The organism is Edaphobacter sp. 4G125 (assembly GCF_014274685.1).
In the GTDB taxonomy this organism is placed as follows: domain Bacteria; phylum Acidobacteriota; class Terriglobia; order Terriglobales; family Acidobacteriaceae; genus Edaphobacter.
The window spans coordinates 1,183,434-1,199,776 of record NZ_CP060393.1; the positions used below are offsets into that span (position 1 = coordinate 1,183,434).

10 protein-coding genes are annotated in these 16,343 nt (G+C 53.4%); 6 read left to right on the plus strand and 4 right to left on the minus strand.

Annotated elements, in window-relative coordinates; genetic code table 11:
* Positions 1–23 precede the first annotated feature (23 nt).
* Entirely contained in the window at positions 24–1,616 is a 1,593-nt protein-coding gene (locus tag H7846_RS04925; RefSeq protein ID WP_186695395.1) for a YifB family Mg chelatase-like AAA ATPase, read from the plus strand.
* Between the two features lie 599 nt (positions 1,617–2,215).
* On the opposite strand, the gene H7846_RS04930 is transcribed toward H7846_RS04925, so the two are convergent.
* The gene (locus tag H7846_RS04930) at positions 2,216–3,238 is read right to left on the minus strand and encodes an NAD-dependent epimerase/dehydratase family protein (protein ID WP_186695396.1); all 1,023 of its coding nucleotides are present in this window, start codon (positions 3,236–3,238) and stop codon (positions 2,216–2,218) included.
* Positions 3,235–4,344 (minus strand): Gfo/Idh/MocA family protein, encoded by a 1,110-nt coding sequence (locus H7846_RS04935; protein WP_186695397.1) that lies wholly within the window; start codon positions 4,342–4,344, stop codon positions 3,235–3,237. Before H7846_RS04935 ends, H7846_RS04930 begins: the two co-directional genes overlap by 4 nt.
* A 226-nt stretch (positions 4,345–4,570) precedes the next feature.
* Here H7846_RS04935 and H7846_RS04940 point away from each other — a divergent pair, with 226 nt between their 5' ends.
* Both H7846_RS04940 and H7846_RS04945 read left to right on the plus strand, forming a co-directional pair.
* On the plus strand, positions 4,571–4,984 hold the full coding sequence (locus H7846_RS04940; RefSeq protein WP_186695398.1) for a DUF2237 family protein: 414 nt from the start codon (positions 4,571–4,573) through the stop codon (positions 4,982–4,984).
* A 201-nt stretch (positions 4,985–5,185) separates the two neighbouring features.
* A complete protein-coding gene (locus H7846_RS04945; RefSeq protein WP_186695399.1) occupies positions 5,186–8,485 on the plus strand; it encodes a TonB-dependent receptor in 3,300 nt (1,099 codons plus the stop codon).
* A 65-nt stretch (positions 8,486–8,550) separates the two neighbouring features.
* On the opposite strand, the gene H7846_RS04950 is transcribed toward H7846_RS04945, so the two are convergent.
* Together H7846_RS04950 and H7846_RS04955 are read right to left on the minus strand one after the other, a co-directional pair.
* Positions 8,551–9,213 carry a GntR family transcriptional regulator gene (locus H7846_RS04950; RefSeq protein WP_186695400.1) on the minus strand — a complete coding sequence of 221 codons (663 nt, stop codon included), beginning with the start codon at positions 9,211–9,213 and terminating at the stop codon, positions 8,551–8,553.
* Between the two features lie 65 nt (positions 9,214–9,278).
* Complete coding sequence (locus H7846_RS04955) at positions 9,279–10,169, minus strand: dihydrodipicolinate synthase family protein (protein ID WP_186695401.1); 891 nt, start codon at positions 10,167–10,169, stop codon at positions 9,279–9,281.
* 29 nt (positions 10,170–10,198) lie between these two features.
* On the opposite strand from H7846_RS04955, the gene H7846_RS04960 reads away from it, so the two are divergent.
* The 3 genes from H7846_RS04960 to H7846_RS04970 all read left to right on the plus strand — a co-directional run bounded on the left by H7846_RS04960 (position 10,199) and on the right by H7846_RS04970 (position 16,211).
* Positions 10,199–11,461 carry an MFS transporter gene (locus H7846_RS04960; RefSeq protein WP_186695402.1) on the plus strand — a complete coding sequence of 421 codons (1,263 nt, stop codon included), beginning with the start codon at positions 10,199–10,201 and terminating at the stop codon, positions 11,459–11,461.
* A 256-nt stretch (positions 11,462–11,717) separates the two neighbouring features.
* Positions 11,718–15,011 carry a TonB-dependent receptor gene (locus tag H7846_RS04965; RefSeq protein WP_186695403.1) on the plus strand — a complete coding sequence of 1,098 codons (3,294 nt, stop codon included), beginning with the start codon at positions 11,718–11,720 and terminating at the stop codon, positions 15,009–15,011.
* A gap of 24 nt (positions 15,012–15,035) precedes the next feature.
* Positions 15,036–16,211, plus strand: coding sequence for a sialidase family protein (locus tag H7846_RS04970; protein ID WP_186695404.1), 1,176 nt, complete (start codon positions 15,036–15,038; stop codon positions 16,209–16,211).
* Positions 16,212–16,343: the final 132 nt, after the last annotated feature.

Sequence of the window (16,343 nt, forward strand, 5' to 3'; positions counted from 1 at the left end):
CAAGGACATAGAAGTTTCTGACGATGCTTTTTAAGGCCCGTAGTGCTGCCGTTTATGGAATCGATGCCCACCTGATCGACGTTGAGGTCGATTTTTCTCAGATCAAGCTGGATAAAGAGCAGTTCAGCACGGTGGGTCTTCCCGATGCTGCAGTGCGTGAAAGCCGCGACCGTGTGCGATCGGCGATCAAGAACTCCGGGTTCGAGATCCCGCCGACCAAGATCACCATCAATCTTGCTCCTGCGGACCTGAAGAAGGAAGGATCGGGGTTCGATCTTCCGATTGCCATCGGCATTCTTGGAGCCTATGGCGCGTTGACGATCCGCGAATTGGACGACTTTCTTCTGGTGGGAGAGCTTGGACTCGACGGGACACTGCGAGCTGTTCCGGGTACGCTGCCGATTGCTGTTGCGGCGCGAGCGAATGGAATTAAGAACGTTATCGTTCCGGCAAGCAATGCTCGCGAAGCCGCAGTGGTCGAGGGCGTCAACGTGTATCCGGTGAAGAGCCTGATCGAGGTTCGCGAGTTGTTGAACTCTGCGGCGAACGGTCCGATTTCTGTGGCACCGCTGGCGGTGAAGGCGGGCGAACTGCTGAATGAGGCGCAGAGCTTTCCGTCTGACTTCAAAGACGTTCGCGGACAGCATGTCGCGAAGCGGGCCCTCGAAGTCGCTGCAGCGGGTGGACACAATATTCTGATGATTGGGCCTCCGGGTTCGGGCAAGACGATGCTGGCGAAGAGACTGCCATCGATTCTTGCTCCGCTGAAGTTTGAGGAGGCGCTGGAAACGACGAAGATCCATTCGGTTGCAGGCGTTCTCGATGGCGAGCAAGGTTTGGTGGCATACAGGCCGTTCCGTTCGCCGCACCATACGATCTCGGATGCGGGGTTGATCGGCGGAGGAATGGTTCCGCGGCCGGGTGAAGTCTCGCTGGCGCATAATGGCCTCCTATTTCTGGATGAGCTGCCGGAGTTTCCGCGCAATGTGCTGGAGGTTCTGCGGCAGCCGCTGGAGGATGGGACGGTGACGATCTCGCGGGCGGCGATGAGCCTGAGCTTTCCGGCGCGGTTCATGCTGGCTGCGGCGATGAATCCGTGTCCGTGCGGTTACTTCAATGACAAGCGGCGAGAGTGCATGTGTACGCCGCCGATGATCCAGCGGTATGTCTCGAAGGTTTCAGGGCCGTTGCTGGATCGGATCGACATCCATATTGAGGTTCCGGCGGTTGAGTACAAGGAACTTCGCGGAGGAGCAGCGGCTGAGGGTTCAGCCGAGATCCGTGAGCGTGTTCTGGCGGCTCGACGAAAGCAGCATGAACGGTTCGGCGAGACGGCGGAGCGGACCAAGGGATCGAGCAAGGCAGCTTCGCGGAGGGTCTTTGCCAATGCGCAGATGAGCACTCAACAGATCAGAATGTTCTGCATGTTGGAGTCAGACGCAGAACGAATGCTGGAGCGGGCCATGCAGCAGCAGGGATTGAGCGCCAGGGCACATGATCGGATCCTGAAAGTTGCCCGGACGATTGCAGACCTGGATGCCGCAGAGAGCATCGGGACGAAACATATCGCCGAGGCGATCCAGTATCGAACTCTGGATCGAAGTTACTGGAGCTGACCCCCCTCCCCTTACTTATTGCGCAAAGTATTGAATCGAAAATACTTATCTCCGCACTTGTTGCGCAAAATATTCTATCTAAATGATTTAGGTGCCAAAATATAGAAAATAAATGAGTTATGGGAATCGTGCGGAAGTTAGCCCCGTCTTTTTTCTCTACTCTTTCAGTGTAATGAAACGCACGGGGTGGATCTGCAATTTTGAGGGGTAAATTTTTTCTAATAAACCATTTATTTTGTGTGTTTTACAGGTTTTGGTGGTGTAGTCGGGTGTTGACAAGGGATTCAGGTTCGCGCTTCGCGCGAATGAACCTACTCATGTCGCTGTGCTCCATGAATGGGTATCCGATTTCTGGAGAGGAAGAAAATACGGGGATTTCTCCGCTCGTGCTTCGCAGTTCGGTCGAAATGACACTTTTGTGGTGGAAGCCGCGAACGAACCCATATCTGACGATAAAGCTGCCAGATATGGGGCGCCCGGCACCCGGCGGTGTGCCGATCTACCGCAGATCCTTCGATTCCGTTTGGCCAGAAAACCGCCAAACTTCGCTCAGGATGACACTTTATTGATGGTGCGAACTTTAGACTTAGGACACTAGCCTATTTCGCCTTTTCGGGTTCATTGCGGAATGCTGTGAAGGCTCGTTCGAGGCCTTCGCGGGTTGAGATCAGCGGGCGCCAGCCGATGCTTTTCAGTTTTGCATTGCTGAATTGGTTACCGGCCCACATCGCCTTTGTCTTATAGGGAGTGAAGATCGCCGGGAGCTGTCCACGCGAACGCTGGCTGTAGCGTTCTACCATCTTCGATCCCCACATCAGAGCAAAGTAAGGAATCGGGATCGAGCGCACGGGTCGTACCTTGCTCTTATACAGAGCAAGGTATTGCCGCGAGGTGACCAGATCATCGTCCACCACGTTGTAGACCTGATTGTTGGCCTCTGGATGCAGAGCGGCGACGACGATCGCTTCGGCGCAGTTGTCCACGTAGGTCAACGGAAGCAGGTTGTTTCCACCCAGGTGGATAAATCGTCCGAAGAGGCTGAGGCCGACGCGGTTGGAGAAGTGGCCTCCGCCTGGGCCGTAGATCACTCCAGGACGCAGAACGACCAGCTCGAAGCCATACTTCGCCTGATACTCCCAGAAGAGCTGTTCCTGGCGAAGCTTGGTATGGGAATAGACATCTCGCCACTCCGGATGGCGTTCGAGCGGAGTATTTTCGTCGACCAGGGCTCCACGCTGCAATTCGGCTACGCCCATAGCGCCAAATGAACTGACGAGAACCACTCGGATGGGACGCAGTTCGTTGGCAATGTTTTCCAGCAGGTTGCGCGAGGCGGCCACGGAGTCGAGAAACATCTCGGCGGGTGAACCTTTGAGCGCAGCCGCAGCATGGATCACCATATCGCAGCCAGCAATGGCGGGAGCGATTTCAGACGGGTTCCGGAGGTTTGCAGTGACGAATTCGAGGCGAGCCTGTGGGTAGCGGGCTGCAATGGTTTCGAGTCCTCGGGCCTTCGAGGTATCGCGCAACATGCAGCGCAAATCCGTTTCTCCGTGAGCGAGCAGACGCTCAACGATTGCCTTACCTAAAAAGCCACCTGCACCGGTGATGAGGATCTTCATCGTGCATCCTCCGCAACAGGTTTTGGATAGACCTGCTCAATGATGCGATCCATCACTGAGGCGACACGCAAGATCTCTGAATAGGGGATAGGAGGAGCTCCGCCTGTGCGGATGCTGTCATAGAACAATTCCAGCAACTTCGACATTCCGGCGAAGAAGTGGAATTCATAGCGACGGAACTGGCCGATGTTTTTCTTCGCCTCGGCCAGATACCGGCCAGCCATCTGGAGTGGTGGTGCCAGCCTGCCGACAGCGCTCGGATAGCGTTGCGAGGTTGTAGAGACGACAGTGCGATTATTGAAATCGACTTCGACGGTTGCCTTTGTTCCGTAGACCTTCATGGTGTTTGCGATTGGGCGGGCATGAGAGCACAGGCTGCCAAAGGCGGAGACATTTCCTCCGCGCATGTAGACCCGCAGCTCGTCCAGCATGGCATCGGTAGCGTTCCCGCGAACACCTTCTCGACGTTTATAGGCAAAGGCATGGACCTCAGGTTCGACATCGGGAAACAGCGGGACGATGCGATTGAAGATGTGATCCATCATGTTGTGAAACAGCTTGCCGGGGAGTTTATGTACCCAATAGCCAGGATCGCTCATCAGAACCTGGCCATAGTTTCCGGCGAGGTCGTATCCGATAAATGCTTCCACGTGCACGGGATCGCCTAGTTCGCCGCTTGCCAGCATCTGCTTGAACCGCATTGCCGGAGGATCGAAGTTGGGCCAGTAGTTGATCGTCATCTGACGTCCTCCGGCCACGACCACATCGATCAATTCTTTTGCCTCTGGAGCGGTCAGGGCCAGAGGTTTTTCCAGGAATACGTGGGCGCCAGCAGAGACGCACTGTCGCGTCAGCGCCAGATGTACCGCTGGAGGAGTTGTGATATGAACGACATCCAGCTTTTCGCGTTCGAGCATCTCGGCGGTATCGCCGTACCAGGCAGGAACCCCGTAGCGAACGGCGAGCTGTTCAGCGAGCAACGGCTCACGATCACAGACAGCGGCCAGTTCCGCTCCTTCCAGATACTTGACCACGTCAGCATGACCGTCGGCGATCTTTCCGCAGCCGATGATTCCAATCCGCAGCTTCCTTTTTGTTTCCAGCATCTTTTCTAGCCTATCGTATGGATTCCGTCGATTCTGGTAGAGGGTCCATTTGAAAGTATCTCAGGGGCTAAAGCCTATTTTCTCTTATCAAGGATGGCGGCATCCTTCGGCTGTGCTCAGGACAGGCTCAAAAGCCGTGCCCTTAACAAAAACAATTTGATCCACTACCCCAATTCGGAATGATTCCTCAGATGGGCCAAACATGGGATACTTTGATCGGGGAACGATGTCCAGCACTGAATTCACACCGGAACGCGTCAAGGCCCGCGGTAAAAATGTCCTGGGACAGCCACTTGATCTCTGTGGTTGCCAACCGATGACGGGCTTTTATCGTACGGGGTGCTGCGAGACAGGGCCGGACGACCTCGGAGTTCATACGATCTGCTGCATCGTTACGGAGGATTTCCTTCGTGTTTCCAAAGAACTAGGCAATGACCTGGTGACACCGATGCCCCAGTTTGGTTTTCCTGGACTTCGGCCCGGGGACCGATGGTGTGTCTGTGCAGCGCGCTGGCTGGATGTTCAGCAGGCGGGCGCCGCCTGCCCGGTTGTGCTGGAGGCTACGCACGAGGCCACGCTTGCAATTGTTCCCTTTGAAATATTGATTCAGTACGCTGTTATTCCCGATACGTTGCACTAGCGGGACTAGCTGTTTTCGCCGTTCTTTTCTCCGAGAGCTTGACAGACATCCCTGCATGGGATGACCGTAGAAGTAATACAAGTTTTTAGATTTTCTCCGCATTTAAACGCTCTTTGGCCAAAGTAGCCAGGAGCTGAATGCAGGAGTTTTCTTTCTACGCCGTTTTTCGTTGGTGTTGTTCTTCAAGGAGCCAGGACCCAAATGAGTACCCCTTCTGCATGTAAGCGTCTTCTCGTTCTAGCCGCTGCCGCGGCTTTTGTTGTCTCGGCAGCGTTGCCCGTCGCGGCGCAGACTTCGGCCGTGGGAAATATTACCGGCACGGTTACGGATTCCAGCGGCGCGGCAGTTTCCGGCGCGACCATTACCATTCTGAATAACGATACGGGCGCTTCGCGTACTCTCACGACCGGCAATAACGGGGACTATACCGCGCCGTTTCTGCAGCCTGGTCACTACGAGATCATCTTTACCGGGCCTGGCTTTGGTAAGGTCGATCGCAAGAACCTGGTTCTTACGGTTGGTCAGACCCTTTCTGTCGATGCATCTCTGCCCGCTGCCCAGGCTTCATCAGAGATTACTGTCACCGATGCATCCCCTCTGATCGACACGGAGAAGTCCGAGGTGTCGCAGACGGTTGGAACGCAGCTGGTCTCGAATCTTCCAGTCAATGGCCGCCGATGGGATAACTTCGTTCTTCTGACTCCCAACGTGGTCCCCGATGGTAATACCGGTTTGATCTCGTACCGTGGCATCTCTGGCCTCTACAACACTAATCTGGTTGATGGAACGAATAACCAGCAGGCCTTCTTCTCGGAAGCCCGCGGACGTTCTCTAGGTGCACCATACGTCTTTTCGCAGGATTCGATTAAGGAGTTCCAGTCCTCCGCCTCCGGTTACTCGGCCGAGTTCGGACAGGCTGCGGGCGGACAGATTAATGCCATCACTAAATCCGGAACGAACGCACTGCACGGAGATCTTTTCTACTACCTTCGGTACCCCTCGCTCAATGCACTGGATCCTTTTGCGAAGTTCACGGGTCTGCAAAATCATCAGCCCTTCCTGCTTCAGCCCACGGTTCACCAGCAGCAGCAGTTTGGCGGTTCGGTCGGTGGCCCCATCATCAAAGACAAGCTGTTCTACTTCTTTACCTATGATGGCTTCCGCAAGGTGAACCCGATTCTGTTTACCTCATCCATTCCCAGCACGACGATTCTGCAGTATGGGAGCAACACCTATCTCTCGAACGGCGTTGCCATCAATACCTGTCCGGCTCCTCTAACCACTGCTCAATGCACCGCGGCAGCGCAGTACATTACCAATAGCCTGACCGCCTTTCCCCGCACGACAACCCAGGACATCTTCTTCCCGCGTCTGGACTATCAACTCAACGACCGGAACCACCTCTCGGCCAGCTTCAACTGGCAGAACTTCAAACTGCCGAACGGCTATCGCACCGACAATACCCGCAACAACGACTCCAATACATCGAATGGGCGCAATGATTTCCATGAGCGATTCTTTGTCGCCAACTGGGAATCGGTCGTAAACGCGAATTCCGCCAATGCATTGCACTTTCAGTGGTCGCGCGATCTTGAGACGACGGGTTCCAATGCTCCTGGACCGGCCGTTACGATCAGCGGTCTGTTTGGTTATGGTGGCAACCTTGCTTTGCCGCGTCCCGCATTTCCGGATGAACACCGCTGGCAGATTGCGGATGTCTATTCAACCACTCATGGTAAGCACTCGCTCAAAGCCGGTGTTGATCTCAACTTTATCCATGACTACATCGCCAATCTTTTTCAGGGGAATGGAAATTACACCTACTCCCGCGGTTCGGGCGCGACGGCAACGGCCACGAACTTTACCGATTGGGTGCAGGACGTTTATGGGGTGAATGGCGCACGCCATTACCAGAACTTCACTCAGGTGGCAGACCAACTAAGCAAGGTTCCTGGAAGCGATGACTTTTGGAATAAGGATCTCTCTGTCTTCGCAGAAGATAGCTGGAAGATCATTCCTACATTCACGCTGACGGCAGGTGTCCGATACGATACGCAGCTTGTGCCTCAGCCTCCGCGCCCATATACCACCAGCGCAAATGGCCAGCCTAGTCCGCTGGGGCAGTATTACACCAATACGATCAAGATCAACTACAAGATGATTCAGCCTCGTATTGGCTTCTCGTGGTCACCGCAGCCGGGAACGGTCTTTCGTGGCGGATATGGCATGTTCTATGGCCTGACTTCGAACTCGACCTTTTATGCGCTGCGCGTGGAGAACGGCGTCTTCCAGCAGCAGTACAACTTCTCGAACGCGACTGCTCCGGGAGCGCCTGCGGCTCCCAACGTTCTATTTACGCCTCCGGGACCGGCATTGGCGGCTCCATTTGCCGGTGCGGCGACTCCGCAGGCAGTTGGACTTGGAAATGCAAGTTTGCCCACGATCTCTTTCCGTGGTCTGAGCCCCACGTTCTCGAACCCCTTTACCCACTCAATGGACCTCAGCGTCGAACAGGAGCTTCCGCTGCACTCGTCGCTCTCCCTGGGTTACGTGGGAACGCGCGGTCTGCGTCTGCCTTACTTTATCGATGTTAACCAGCCTGCGCCGACGACAACCCGGACGTACGACGTCTACAACGCAGCGGGTGCTCTTGCTCAGACGGTAACGGTTCCGTACTCGCCTTCGACATCGGCTCGGCCTTCTCCCAACGATGGCAGCATTCTGGCGGGCTTCAGTGGACTCAACTCCTGGTACCACTCGCTTGCAGCAACCTTCCGGAAGCCGATGGGGCATGGTGTCGAACTGTTGATCAACTACACCTGGTCCAAGGCAATGGATAACGGTCAGGTCTCTGGAGTGAATGGAACGTTCAACGGAACCAACGTAATCCTCGATCCCTTCAACCTGAAGAACAGCTACCCCAGCAGTATTAACATGACGCGCGAGTATTCCCGGTCTGACCTGGATATGCGCTCTCGCTTTGTTGGAAGCCTCATCGCGACTTCTAACTTTACCCTTCCCACCTATGCCCGGACGTTCGTCAATGGATGGACTCTCTCCGGTACCTTTACTGCGCAGTCGGCAAGCCCGCTGACTGCGTTTATGTCTAACAATCCCGGTGGTGGTCTCGATGGTTCGGCGACGGGTATGGGCGTCAACCTGAATAACTCTCCTGGCTCGACCTTCGGCCGCGCTCCATTCCTGGCCCGTAATAGTGCTGTCTTTGGTGGAGTCCGGAATCTTGACGCACGTTTGTCGCGCGATTTCCCGGTCCATGAATCCGTGAAACTCCAGGTGTTGATGGAGGCTTTCAATGCCGCCAATCGCCGTCAGGTGCTTGGTGTCAATTCCAATGCATACTCCTTCGCTGCGCCGCTTGCAGCAGGAGGAAATTCACGAATCGTACCCTACACGGTAACTCCATTTGGCGCTCCCACACAGACTTCGGGTGTGCTCTATGGACCTCGCCAATTGCAGTTTGCTGCGAAGCTGTTCTTCTAGACAGTTTTTCAAACAATAAGAAAGAGGCTCCTGTACAGGAGCCTCTTTGCTTTAGTAGATATTCGTTAGGCAATGGAGGATGGTATGACAGCATCGGGCGCAAGATGCTCATTGACACCTTTTCGGATCGTCTTCAGATCCCGGGAAAGGAGGGCTTCGAGTAGCTTTTTATGTGATTTGACGGCTGATTTCATCGTTTCGCCCGCGGCGTGACGCTTTAAGCTGACGAACGCGTAGACCGCGATACAGAGGCGTTGCAGCGTTTTCTCCAGCACTTCGTTGCCTGAAGCGCGCCACACGGCCTGATGAAATTTGAAATCCTCTTCAGCTACAGAAAAGTGATCGTTGTTCGCTGCCGCTGCACTCATGGCTTTGAGATGGTTTCGTAGCTCTTCTTCAATCTGCGGGGAGAGGCGGCTGGATGCGAGCTCAAACGCCATCTGCTCCAGATGTCGACGAACCTCCATCATCTGCTCAATTTCAGTGCGGCTGAGCTGGGTCACAGTCGTTCCACGGTCGGGAACACGGACAACCAAACCCAGGTGCTCAAGCTGAAGGAGAGCTTCGCGAACTGGAACCTGGCTTACGTTGAGCTGCTTTGCCAGATGCGCCTCACGCAGCGCTGTACCGGGAGCAAGATCGCCTGACCAGATTGCATCGCGCAACCGCTCAAAGACCTCTCGCGATTTACTGAGGGTTCGAACTGGACTTAAATCTCGGGTGGACACGCGCTAATCCTATCGGAAAGAGAAAGCACCGGCAATGCGAAGAAGGTGAACCACTGAAGAAGCCGTTAGTCGCGGCTTTCAGATTGGAGACGCTGCGTGACTTGTTCGAATTCTGTAAGAAGCTGTTGACGGCTTGCATCGGAGGGAAGCTGTTCTCCACTCATGAGGGGGCCGCAGTCCAATCCTTTCTTCTGCATAATGGCGCGCAGGGCAGGGAAGAATGGATATTTCAATAACGTCTCGATCACGTCATTGACCCCGATTTGTAAGCGTCTTGCTTGATTCCAGTCCCCTTGAGCGGCAGCGCGATAGATCGAAAGGTAAACCTCGGGCATGACGTTATAGGTGGATCCGATCCCCCCCTGCGCCCCCATGAGCAGCCCTGCGGCCAATGCCTCATCATATCCGTTGAAGACCAGCTTCCCTCGCTTCACCAGGCGCTGCAAAAGGTAGAAATTGAAGTCAGTAAACTTGACCCCTAATACATTGGGAAGATCGCAGACATCGATTAATTTCTCCGGCTCTGCAAAGGCATGGGGAGCGATTTTGGGAAAGTAATACACGATGAGAGGCAAAGGAGATATCGCCGCAAGTTCACTGTAGTAACTCATAACTGTGGAGCTATCCCCCTTCGGGGGGAGGCTGCTGATGGCATGAGCTCCGTGCCGCGCCGCGTGCTCAGCCAGCTTGAAAGCGTCCTGCTTTTGCGAGGCCCCAACATGAACGATCAACTTCTTATCTTTCGGAAGAGAGTGAGCCAGAGTCTCGACAAGCAGCCTTCGTTCCTCGGCGGGAAGGAGCAGTCCCTCTCCCGTGGTCCCCGCAACGTAGGTCCCATGAATACCGCTCTGAAGCAGATGATCGATCATCCTTTCGGCGACGGCGGGATTAAACTTTCTGTCGGAGGTCAAAGGAGTCAGGAAAGCGGGATAAATACCTCGAAGGTCGATGTTCAAGTTATGCCTCAATCTAATGATAATTGATAATGTATCATAAATCCGTGATTGAAACCTCTCAGCCCATCAAGTCGTCGCGCACCTATGCCTGGCTTGTGGTTCTGTTGCTAACGGTCGTATGGCTGCTTAACTATCTTGATCGCCAGGTTCTCTTTTCAGTCTTTCCTCCACTGCAGAGAGAGCTTCAGATCTCGAGCTTTCAACTTGGCTTGCTGGGAACCACCTTTCTTTGGGTATACGCGTTTTGTAGTCCATTGGCAGGGTATCTGGCGGACAAACTGGGCAGTAAGCGAATGATCTGCGCGAGCTTGCTGGTCTGGTCGGCAGTGACCGTCGCGACAGGACATGCGCGCACCTTTTCACAGTTGCTATGGCTTCGTTCGATCATGGGGGTAAGCGAAGCCTGTTATCTCCCCGCAGGGCTGGCGCTGATTGCCGCCTATCATGATCACCGTACACGAGCGCGTGCCGTTAGCCTGCATTACACCGGAACGTATATCGGTACCGTACTTGGAGGGACGCTTGGAGGGTATATCGCCTCGCAGTATGGCTGGCGATCGGTGTTCGGAGTCTTTGGCGCTGTCGGGTTGACTTACGCTCTTTTTCTATTTTTTCTACTGCGTGACCGCCGCATTGAACAACAAGAGATTACAGACGCGAAATCGTTGAGCATACTTCAGGCGGCTTCGAGAATCCTTCGTACTCCTGGTTTTCGTTCCTTGTTAATCGTCTTTGCGATCGCTTCGATCTGCGATTGGGCGATCTATACCTGGATGCCGCTTTACCTCTTCGAGAGTTTTCATTTTTCCTTGACCAAAGCTGGGTTTACAGCGACTTTTTACATGAAAGCCGGTGGTTTTGTCGGTCTCCTGATTGGAGGCACACTGGCGGATGCGTGGTTTCGCCGATCTTCGCAGGGGCATACCTTCACTCAGACCGTCGGCCTTCTTCTAGCCGCTCCATTTCTTATTTTGAGCGGCCTGACTCATACTCCGCTCTTGCTTTACGTAGCGATGGTGCTTTTCGGTTTAGGCAAGGGAATGTATGACGGTAACACCATGCCTGTACTTTGCGAGGGTGTTTCCGCAGAACAACGCGCGACCGCCTTCGGATTACTGAACTTTGCAGGAACGTTCTGTGGGGGCATCGTGGCAGCCGGTGCAGGCGGACTGAAGAGCCATCTCGGTCTGGGCGCCATTTTTAGTCTCTGTGGTGTCCTGCTACTTCTTGCGGGGTTTGTGACACTTCGCATCCGGATGGGGCCGCTCGAAAGAGGCTCGCTCCGAAGCTAAGAATATTGCCGAGAAGGATTATCCGGCGCGATCTCTGCTTCCTTTATTTCGGATGAAAACCACGCTGCAGCTGTGGCTTGAGCAGTAGAGCTGCGCCATTTTTTGAGTCTGGTTCGAAGAAAAAGATCTTTTTGAAAATAGACTCTTGACAAATTTATTCTCGATTATCAATTATCAATGACTATCAAGAGAACAACCCCATCTCCATCTCTCGAAGCCCTTGATGGCAATGAGAGTGAAGGATTCGAGATTTCGTATGAAGAAAACTGGATTTTCCCCGCTTTGTCTCAGCATCGTACTTGCGCTGGTGTTCGCAGGCTGTTTCGAGGGCCGCCTATGGTCGCAGGCGGTAGCAGTGGCCGAACTGCATGGGACTGTTACCGATACGTCCGGTGCAGTGATCCCCAATGCAAACGTGAAGGTCACTAACGCGGATACGGGAGCTATTCGCATCGCTATGAGCAATAGTGATGGGCAATTCAACGTTCCATCTTTGCCTGTGGGGCCATACTCGCTCAGAGTGCAGGCGACAGGGTTCAAAAATTTCGAACAGACCGGCATTATTCTGCAGGTTGGCGCCTCCGCCGCTGTGCAGGCAGTTATGGCAGTGGGAAGTTCTTCTGAAGTTGTCGAGGTGAACTCAAATGCGCTGATGGTTGAGACGCAGAACGTGGCTATCTCTACCGTGATCGACAACCGCGAGATCAACGATCTTCCACTCGATGGTCGGCTGGCTACGCAGCTCGTTCTTGTGGCCGGAGCTTCGGTTAATGTTTCGGGCGGCGACCTTACCGGGAGCAAGCAATTTTTCAGTTCGCAGGCTATTGCTGTCGCAGGTTCGCAAGGAAACTCGCTGAATTACATGTTGGATGGCAGTTATCACAACGATCCCTTTTCGAACGTAAATCTTCCTTTTCCCTTTCCGGATGCGCTCCAGGAGTTCAGCGTGTCGACCAGCGCGCTTCCAGCGCAATATGGAGTACAACCTGGAGGCGCCGTAAACGCCGTAACGAAGTCTGGAACGAACCATTTCCATGGCACGGTATTTGAATACTGGCGCAACAATGTTTTCAACGCCGTGGGGTATTTTTCTCAGAAAGACACCCTGCATCGGAACCAGTACGGTGGAACGATTGGAGGTCCGATTCGACGGGATCGCATCTTCTTTTTTGCTGGATACCAGGGAACTCACAATGTGCAGCAATCGGTTTCGACCAAGGCGCGAGTACTGACGCCTGCAATGATCAATGGAGACTGGTCTGCTTATGAGTCAGCGGATTGCGTATCGACGGGAAAGATGCGGCAGCTTCATGATCCTGACACCAAGAAGAACTATCTGAACAATCAGATTCCTGTTGGTAAGTTCAATCCATCTTCCGTAAAGCTGCTCCAGTATCTTCCTCAGGCAATCGATAAGTGCGGCAACGTTTACTACGGGATATTGAACAACAGCAACGATAACCAAGAGATCGGCAGGGTCGATTGGACGATAAGCCCACGACAGTCGATGTTTGCACGATACCTCATTGACGATTATCAGCTGCCCGCTACTTATGATCAGCACAATATCCTGGTCACTGCGCAGTCTGGTAATTATGAACGGGCGCAGGCGCTCATTTTTGGTCATACGTTTGTCGTCAGCAGCAGGACCCTGAATTCAATCCGCGCTGGATTTACGCGCAGAAGAGACGATCGTAAACCGTCCGACAGCGGCATCAATGGTCCGGCAATCGGAAGCAATATCTATTCCAGCGAGAAGAATTCGTTGCGGATGTCGATCAGCGGCAATTTCAATACGAGTTGTTCTTCCTGCGCTCGAGGCAAGTTCAACGACAACACCTTCATGGGGTCCGATGACGTTACATTGACGCCCGGACACCATCAGATTGATTTTGGCGGCAGCATCATGCGGATTCAGCTCAACCAGGAGAACAATTATCTGCTGGATGGGAACTATCTCTTTGCCGGTAATTACACAGGCGACAACATGGCAGACTTCATCTTAGGCAGATTAAGTCAGTTCAATCAGAGCGCACAGCAGGCCACTGCAAATCGTCAGACGTTGCCAGGACTCTATGCGCAGGACACGTTCCGCCTGTCCAGAAAATTAACGGTTATTGGGGGGCTTCGATGGGAGCCGCATCTGTTTCCGACAGATTATTTTGGTCGTGGAAGTTCATTTGACCGCGCGGCCTTTGATGCCGGTGTGCATAGCTCCGTCTTTGTGAACGCTCCTGCGGGGAGCTTCTATTACGGAGATAAAGGGATACGAAAGAATTTTGTCGAAAACGATTGGATGGGCTTTTCTCCGCGCATTGGCCTTGTTCTATCCCCACAAGGCGGGCAAGATGTATTTCGCTTAGGGTATGCCCTGCTGTACGACAATATCGAGCAGTACTATGACGAGCGAGTGCAATCCAACCCGCCGTTTACGAATGAAGTAGATAATACGAACCCTGGAACCTTCGATAATCCATGGGCGAATTATCCAGGAGGGAATCCGTTCCCAGCCAGTAAGCCAAGCCAGAATGTTCAGTTTCCCCTGTCTTCGCTCTATGCAGTTCTTCCCAACAAATTAAAGCCCACATACATCAGTCAGTGGAACGCCAACTTTGAACACCAGTTCAGCGGCAACTGGCTCTTTAGCCTGAGCTATCTCGGAAACAAGTCGACGCACATCTGGGCAGGTCGCGAAACAAACCCTGCGGTCTACGTTCCTGGGCAATGTGGCTCTTCAAATTGTTCGACGACTTCAAATACGCAGAACCGGCGTGTGCTTACACGGGCCAACCCCATTCAGGGTGCGTATTACGCCTCTATGCCCACGCCGAACGATGGAGCGAATGCAAGCTACAACGGGTTGTTGACCTCGCTGCAACATCGGTACAGTCATAACTTTTCTGTACGACTCAACTACACCTGGTCGCATTGCATCAGCGATTCCGATTTCAACATCGAGTTGACAGGACCGACTTATATGAATCCCGACAACCTGAAACAGGATCGGGGTGATTGTAACCACGATGTTCGCCATGTCTTCAACGGGACAGTGATTGCCACATCCAGATTCAATGGGCCTCGGCCATGGCACTTCCTGCTCTCAAACTGGAAGATCGCCCCCCTGGTCCGGATCATGTCTGGCGCTTCCGTTAATGTGCAATCGGGAATCGACAACTCTTTGACTGGGATAGGACTTGATCGTCCGAATCTGGTGACTGCTGACACAGTCTACAAGCGTGGTTATCATGCGGATCCAAACCATACCTACCTCAATGGCCTGGCGTTTAGTCAGAATGCAGTGGGAACATTCGGCAACCTGCGGAGAAATGCATTCAAAGGACCCGGGTATTTCGATCTGGATGCCTCAGCCAGCAGGATCTTTGATCTACGAGAAGGTTTGAATGTCGAATTTCGTGCAGATGCATTCAATGCCACCAATCACGTCAACTTCAATAATCCGGCAACGGGACTCAATTCAGGCACATTTGGTGAGATCACAAGTGCAAAAGCGAATCGTGTCCTGCAATTTTCAGCAAAGATTCGGTACTAGTGAAATCGCAAAAGGGGAAACCAGATGGTTCGGAAACTGACTTTCCTGGGGTGGATGTTGATAGCTGTTACGACGGTAGCGCAGCAACAGCAAGAGCCTCCGCCCCGGATGCAGAGCACATTGCTATGGCAGGCGAGAACGGAAGGTTATGAGACGTTTCGCATCCCCGGGATCGTTGCAACGGCAAAAGGAACAATCCTGGCGTATGGCGTAGGAAGACGTTTTCTGAAGGATGGTGATTGGTCCGATAGTGATATCCTTCTTCGCCGCAGCCTGGATGGCGGCAAGACATGGGAGCCATCGAAGAAAATTGCTGGAGACGGGCACGGAGTGACGGACAATCCTGTTGCGATTGCATCGCGCAAAAAAGGCTGGGTCCATCTGCTGTACCAGCATAACTACGAACGCATCCTCTACATGTGGAGCAAAGACGACGGCGCAAGCTTCAGTCACCCGGTGGACATTACTGCTGCCCTAGAAGGCTTGCGCTCGCAGTTTGCCTGGACCGTGGTGGCGCTTGGTCCAGGACATGCTATTGAGCTTCGCAATGGGCGTTTACTTGTTCCTGTATGGATGGCCGAAGGTGTTCAAACCGTCGATGGCCGTCGTAGACACGCACCGAGCGGAATTACCACTCTCTATAGCGACAATGGAGGCAAAAGCTGGCAACACGGAGACATCATTGCCGTCAATTCCACAGAGATGGTGAACCCAAATGAGATGCAACTGATTCAGTTGGCAGATGGAGTGGTCATGGCCAATATTCGTACCGGCGATACAGCCAGGCAGCGAGCTGTTGCCTTCAGTCCAGATGGAATCCATCATTGGACGAAGCCGGAGTTTGATCCTCATTTGTATGATCCCATCTGCGCAGCCGGAATTGTGCGCTACAGCATGACGCCTCGGGATGACCACAATCGCATTCTCTTTGTGAATCCAGACAGTGAATCCTCGCCCAAGGCGCATCAGGGAAACTCTGGGCCGCGCCAGAATTTGACATTGAAGATGAGTGAGGACGAAGGAGGAACCTGGCCCATCAAGCGTGTGTTACACGCAGGAAGCTCCGGGTACAGCGACATCGCAGTGGCGCCAGATAAGACGATTTATGTACTTTACGAGAGCAATCTCAATCCGTCTATCAAAGGGAATAGTCTCACGGTTCTTCGATTTCAGCTGGATTGGCTTAATCAAAAAAGATGACTCTGTAGAAATCGAGGTCAGCGGCCTCCGCTGAATTATCTTGCCTGCATGTTTTGTCATCACTTTGCCTGAGCAGGAAGGTTTAGGGCGCTCCATTCGAAAGCTATTCGATGATGTTTCTCGGACAGATCT

What these genes read in the sequence shown, in the direction of transcription:
- H7846_RS04960 (WP_186695402.1), top strand. Translation starts at nt 10,199, where the DNA reads ATGTATCATAAATCCGTGATTGAAACCTCTCAGCCCATCAAGTCGTCG.
- H7846_RS04970 (WP_186695404.1), top strand. Translation starts at nt 15,036, where the DNA reads ATGGTTCGGAAACTGACTTTCCTGGGGTGGATGTTGATAGCTGTTACG.
- H7846_RS04930 (WP_186695396.1), bottom strand. Translation starts at nt 3,238, where the DNA reads ATGAAGATCCTCATCACCGGTGCAGGTGGCTTTTTAGGTAAGGCAATC.
- H7846_RS04945 (WP_186695399.1), top strand. Translation starts at nt 5,186, where the DNA reads ATGAGTACCCCTTCTGCATGTAAGCGTCTTCTCGTTCTAGCCGCTGCC.
- H7846_RS04935 (WP_186695397.1), bottom strand. Translation starts at nt 4,344, where the DNA reads ATGCTGGAAACAAAAAGGAAGCTGCGGATTGGAATCATCGGCTGCGGA.
- H7846_RS04925 (WP_186695395.1), top strand. Translation starts at nt 24, where the DNA reads ATGCTTTTTAAGGCCCGTAGTGCTGCCGTTTATGGAATCGATGCCCAC.
- H7846_RS04940 (WP_186695398.1), top strand. Translation starts at nt 4,571, where the DNA reads ATGTCCAGCACTGAATTCACACCGGAACGCGTCAAGGCCCGCGGTAAA.
- H7846_RS04965 (WP_186695403.1), top strand. Translation starts at nt 11,718, where the DNA reads ATGAAGAAAACTGGATTTTCCCCGCTTTGTCTCAGCATCGTACTTGCG.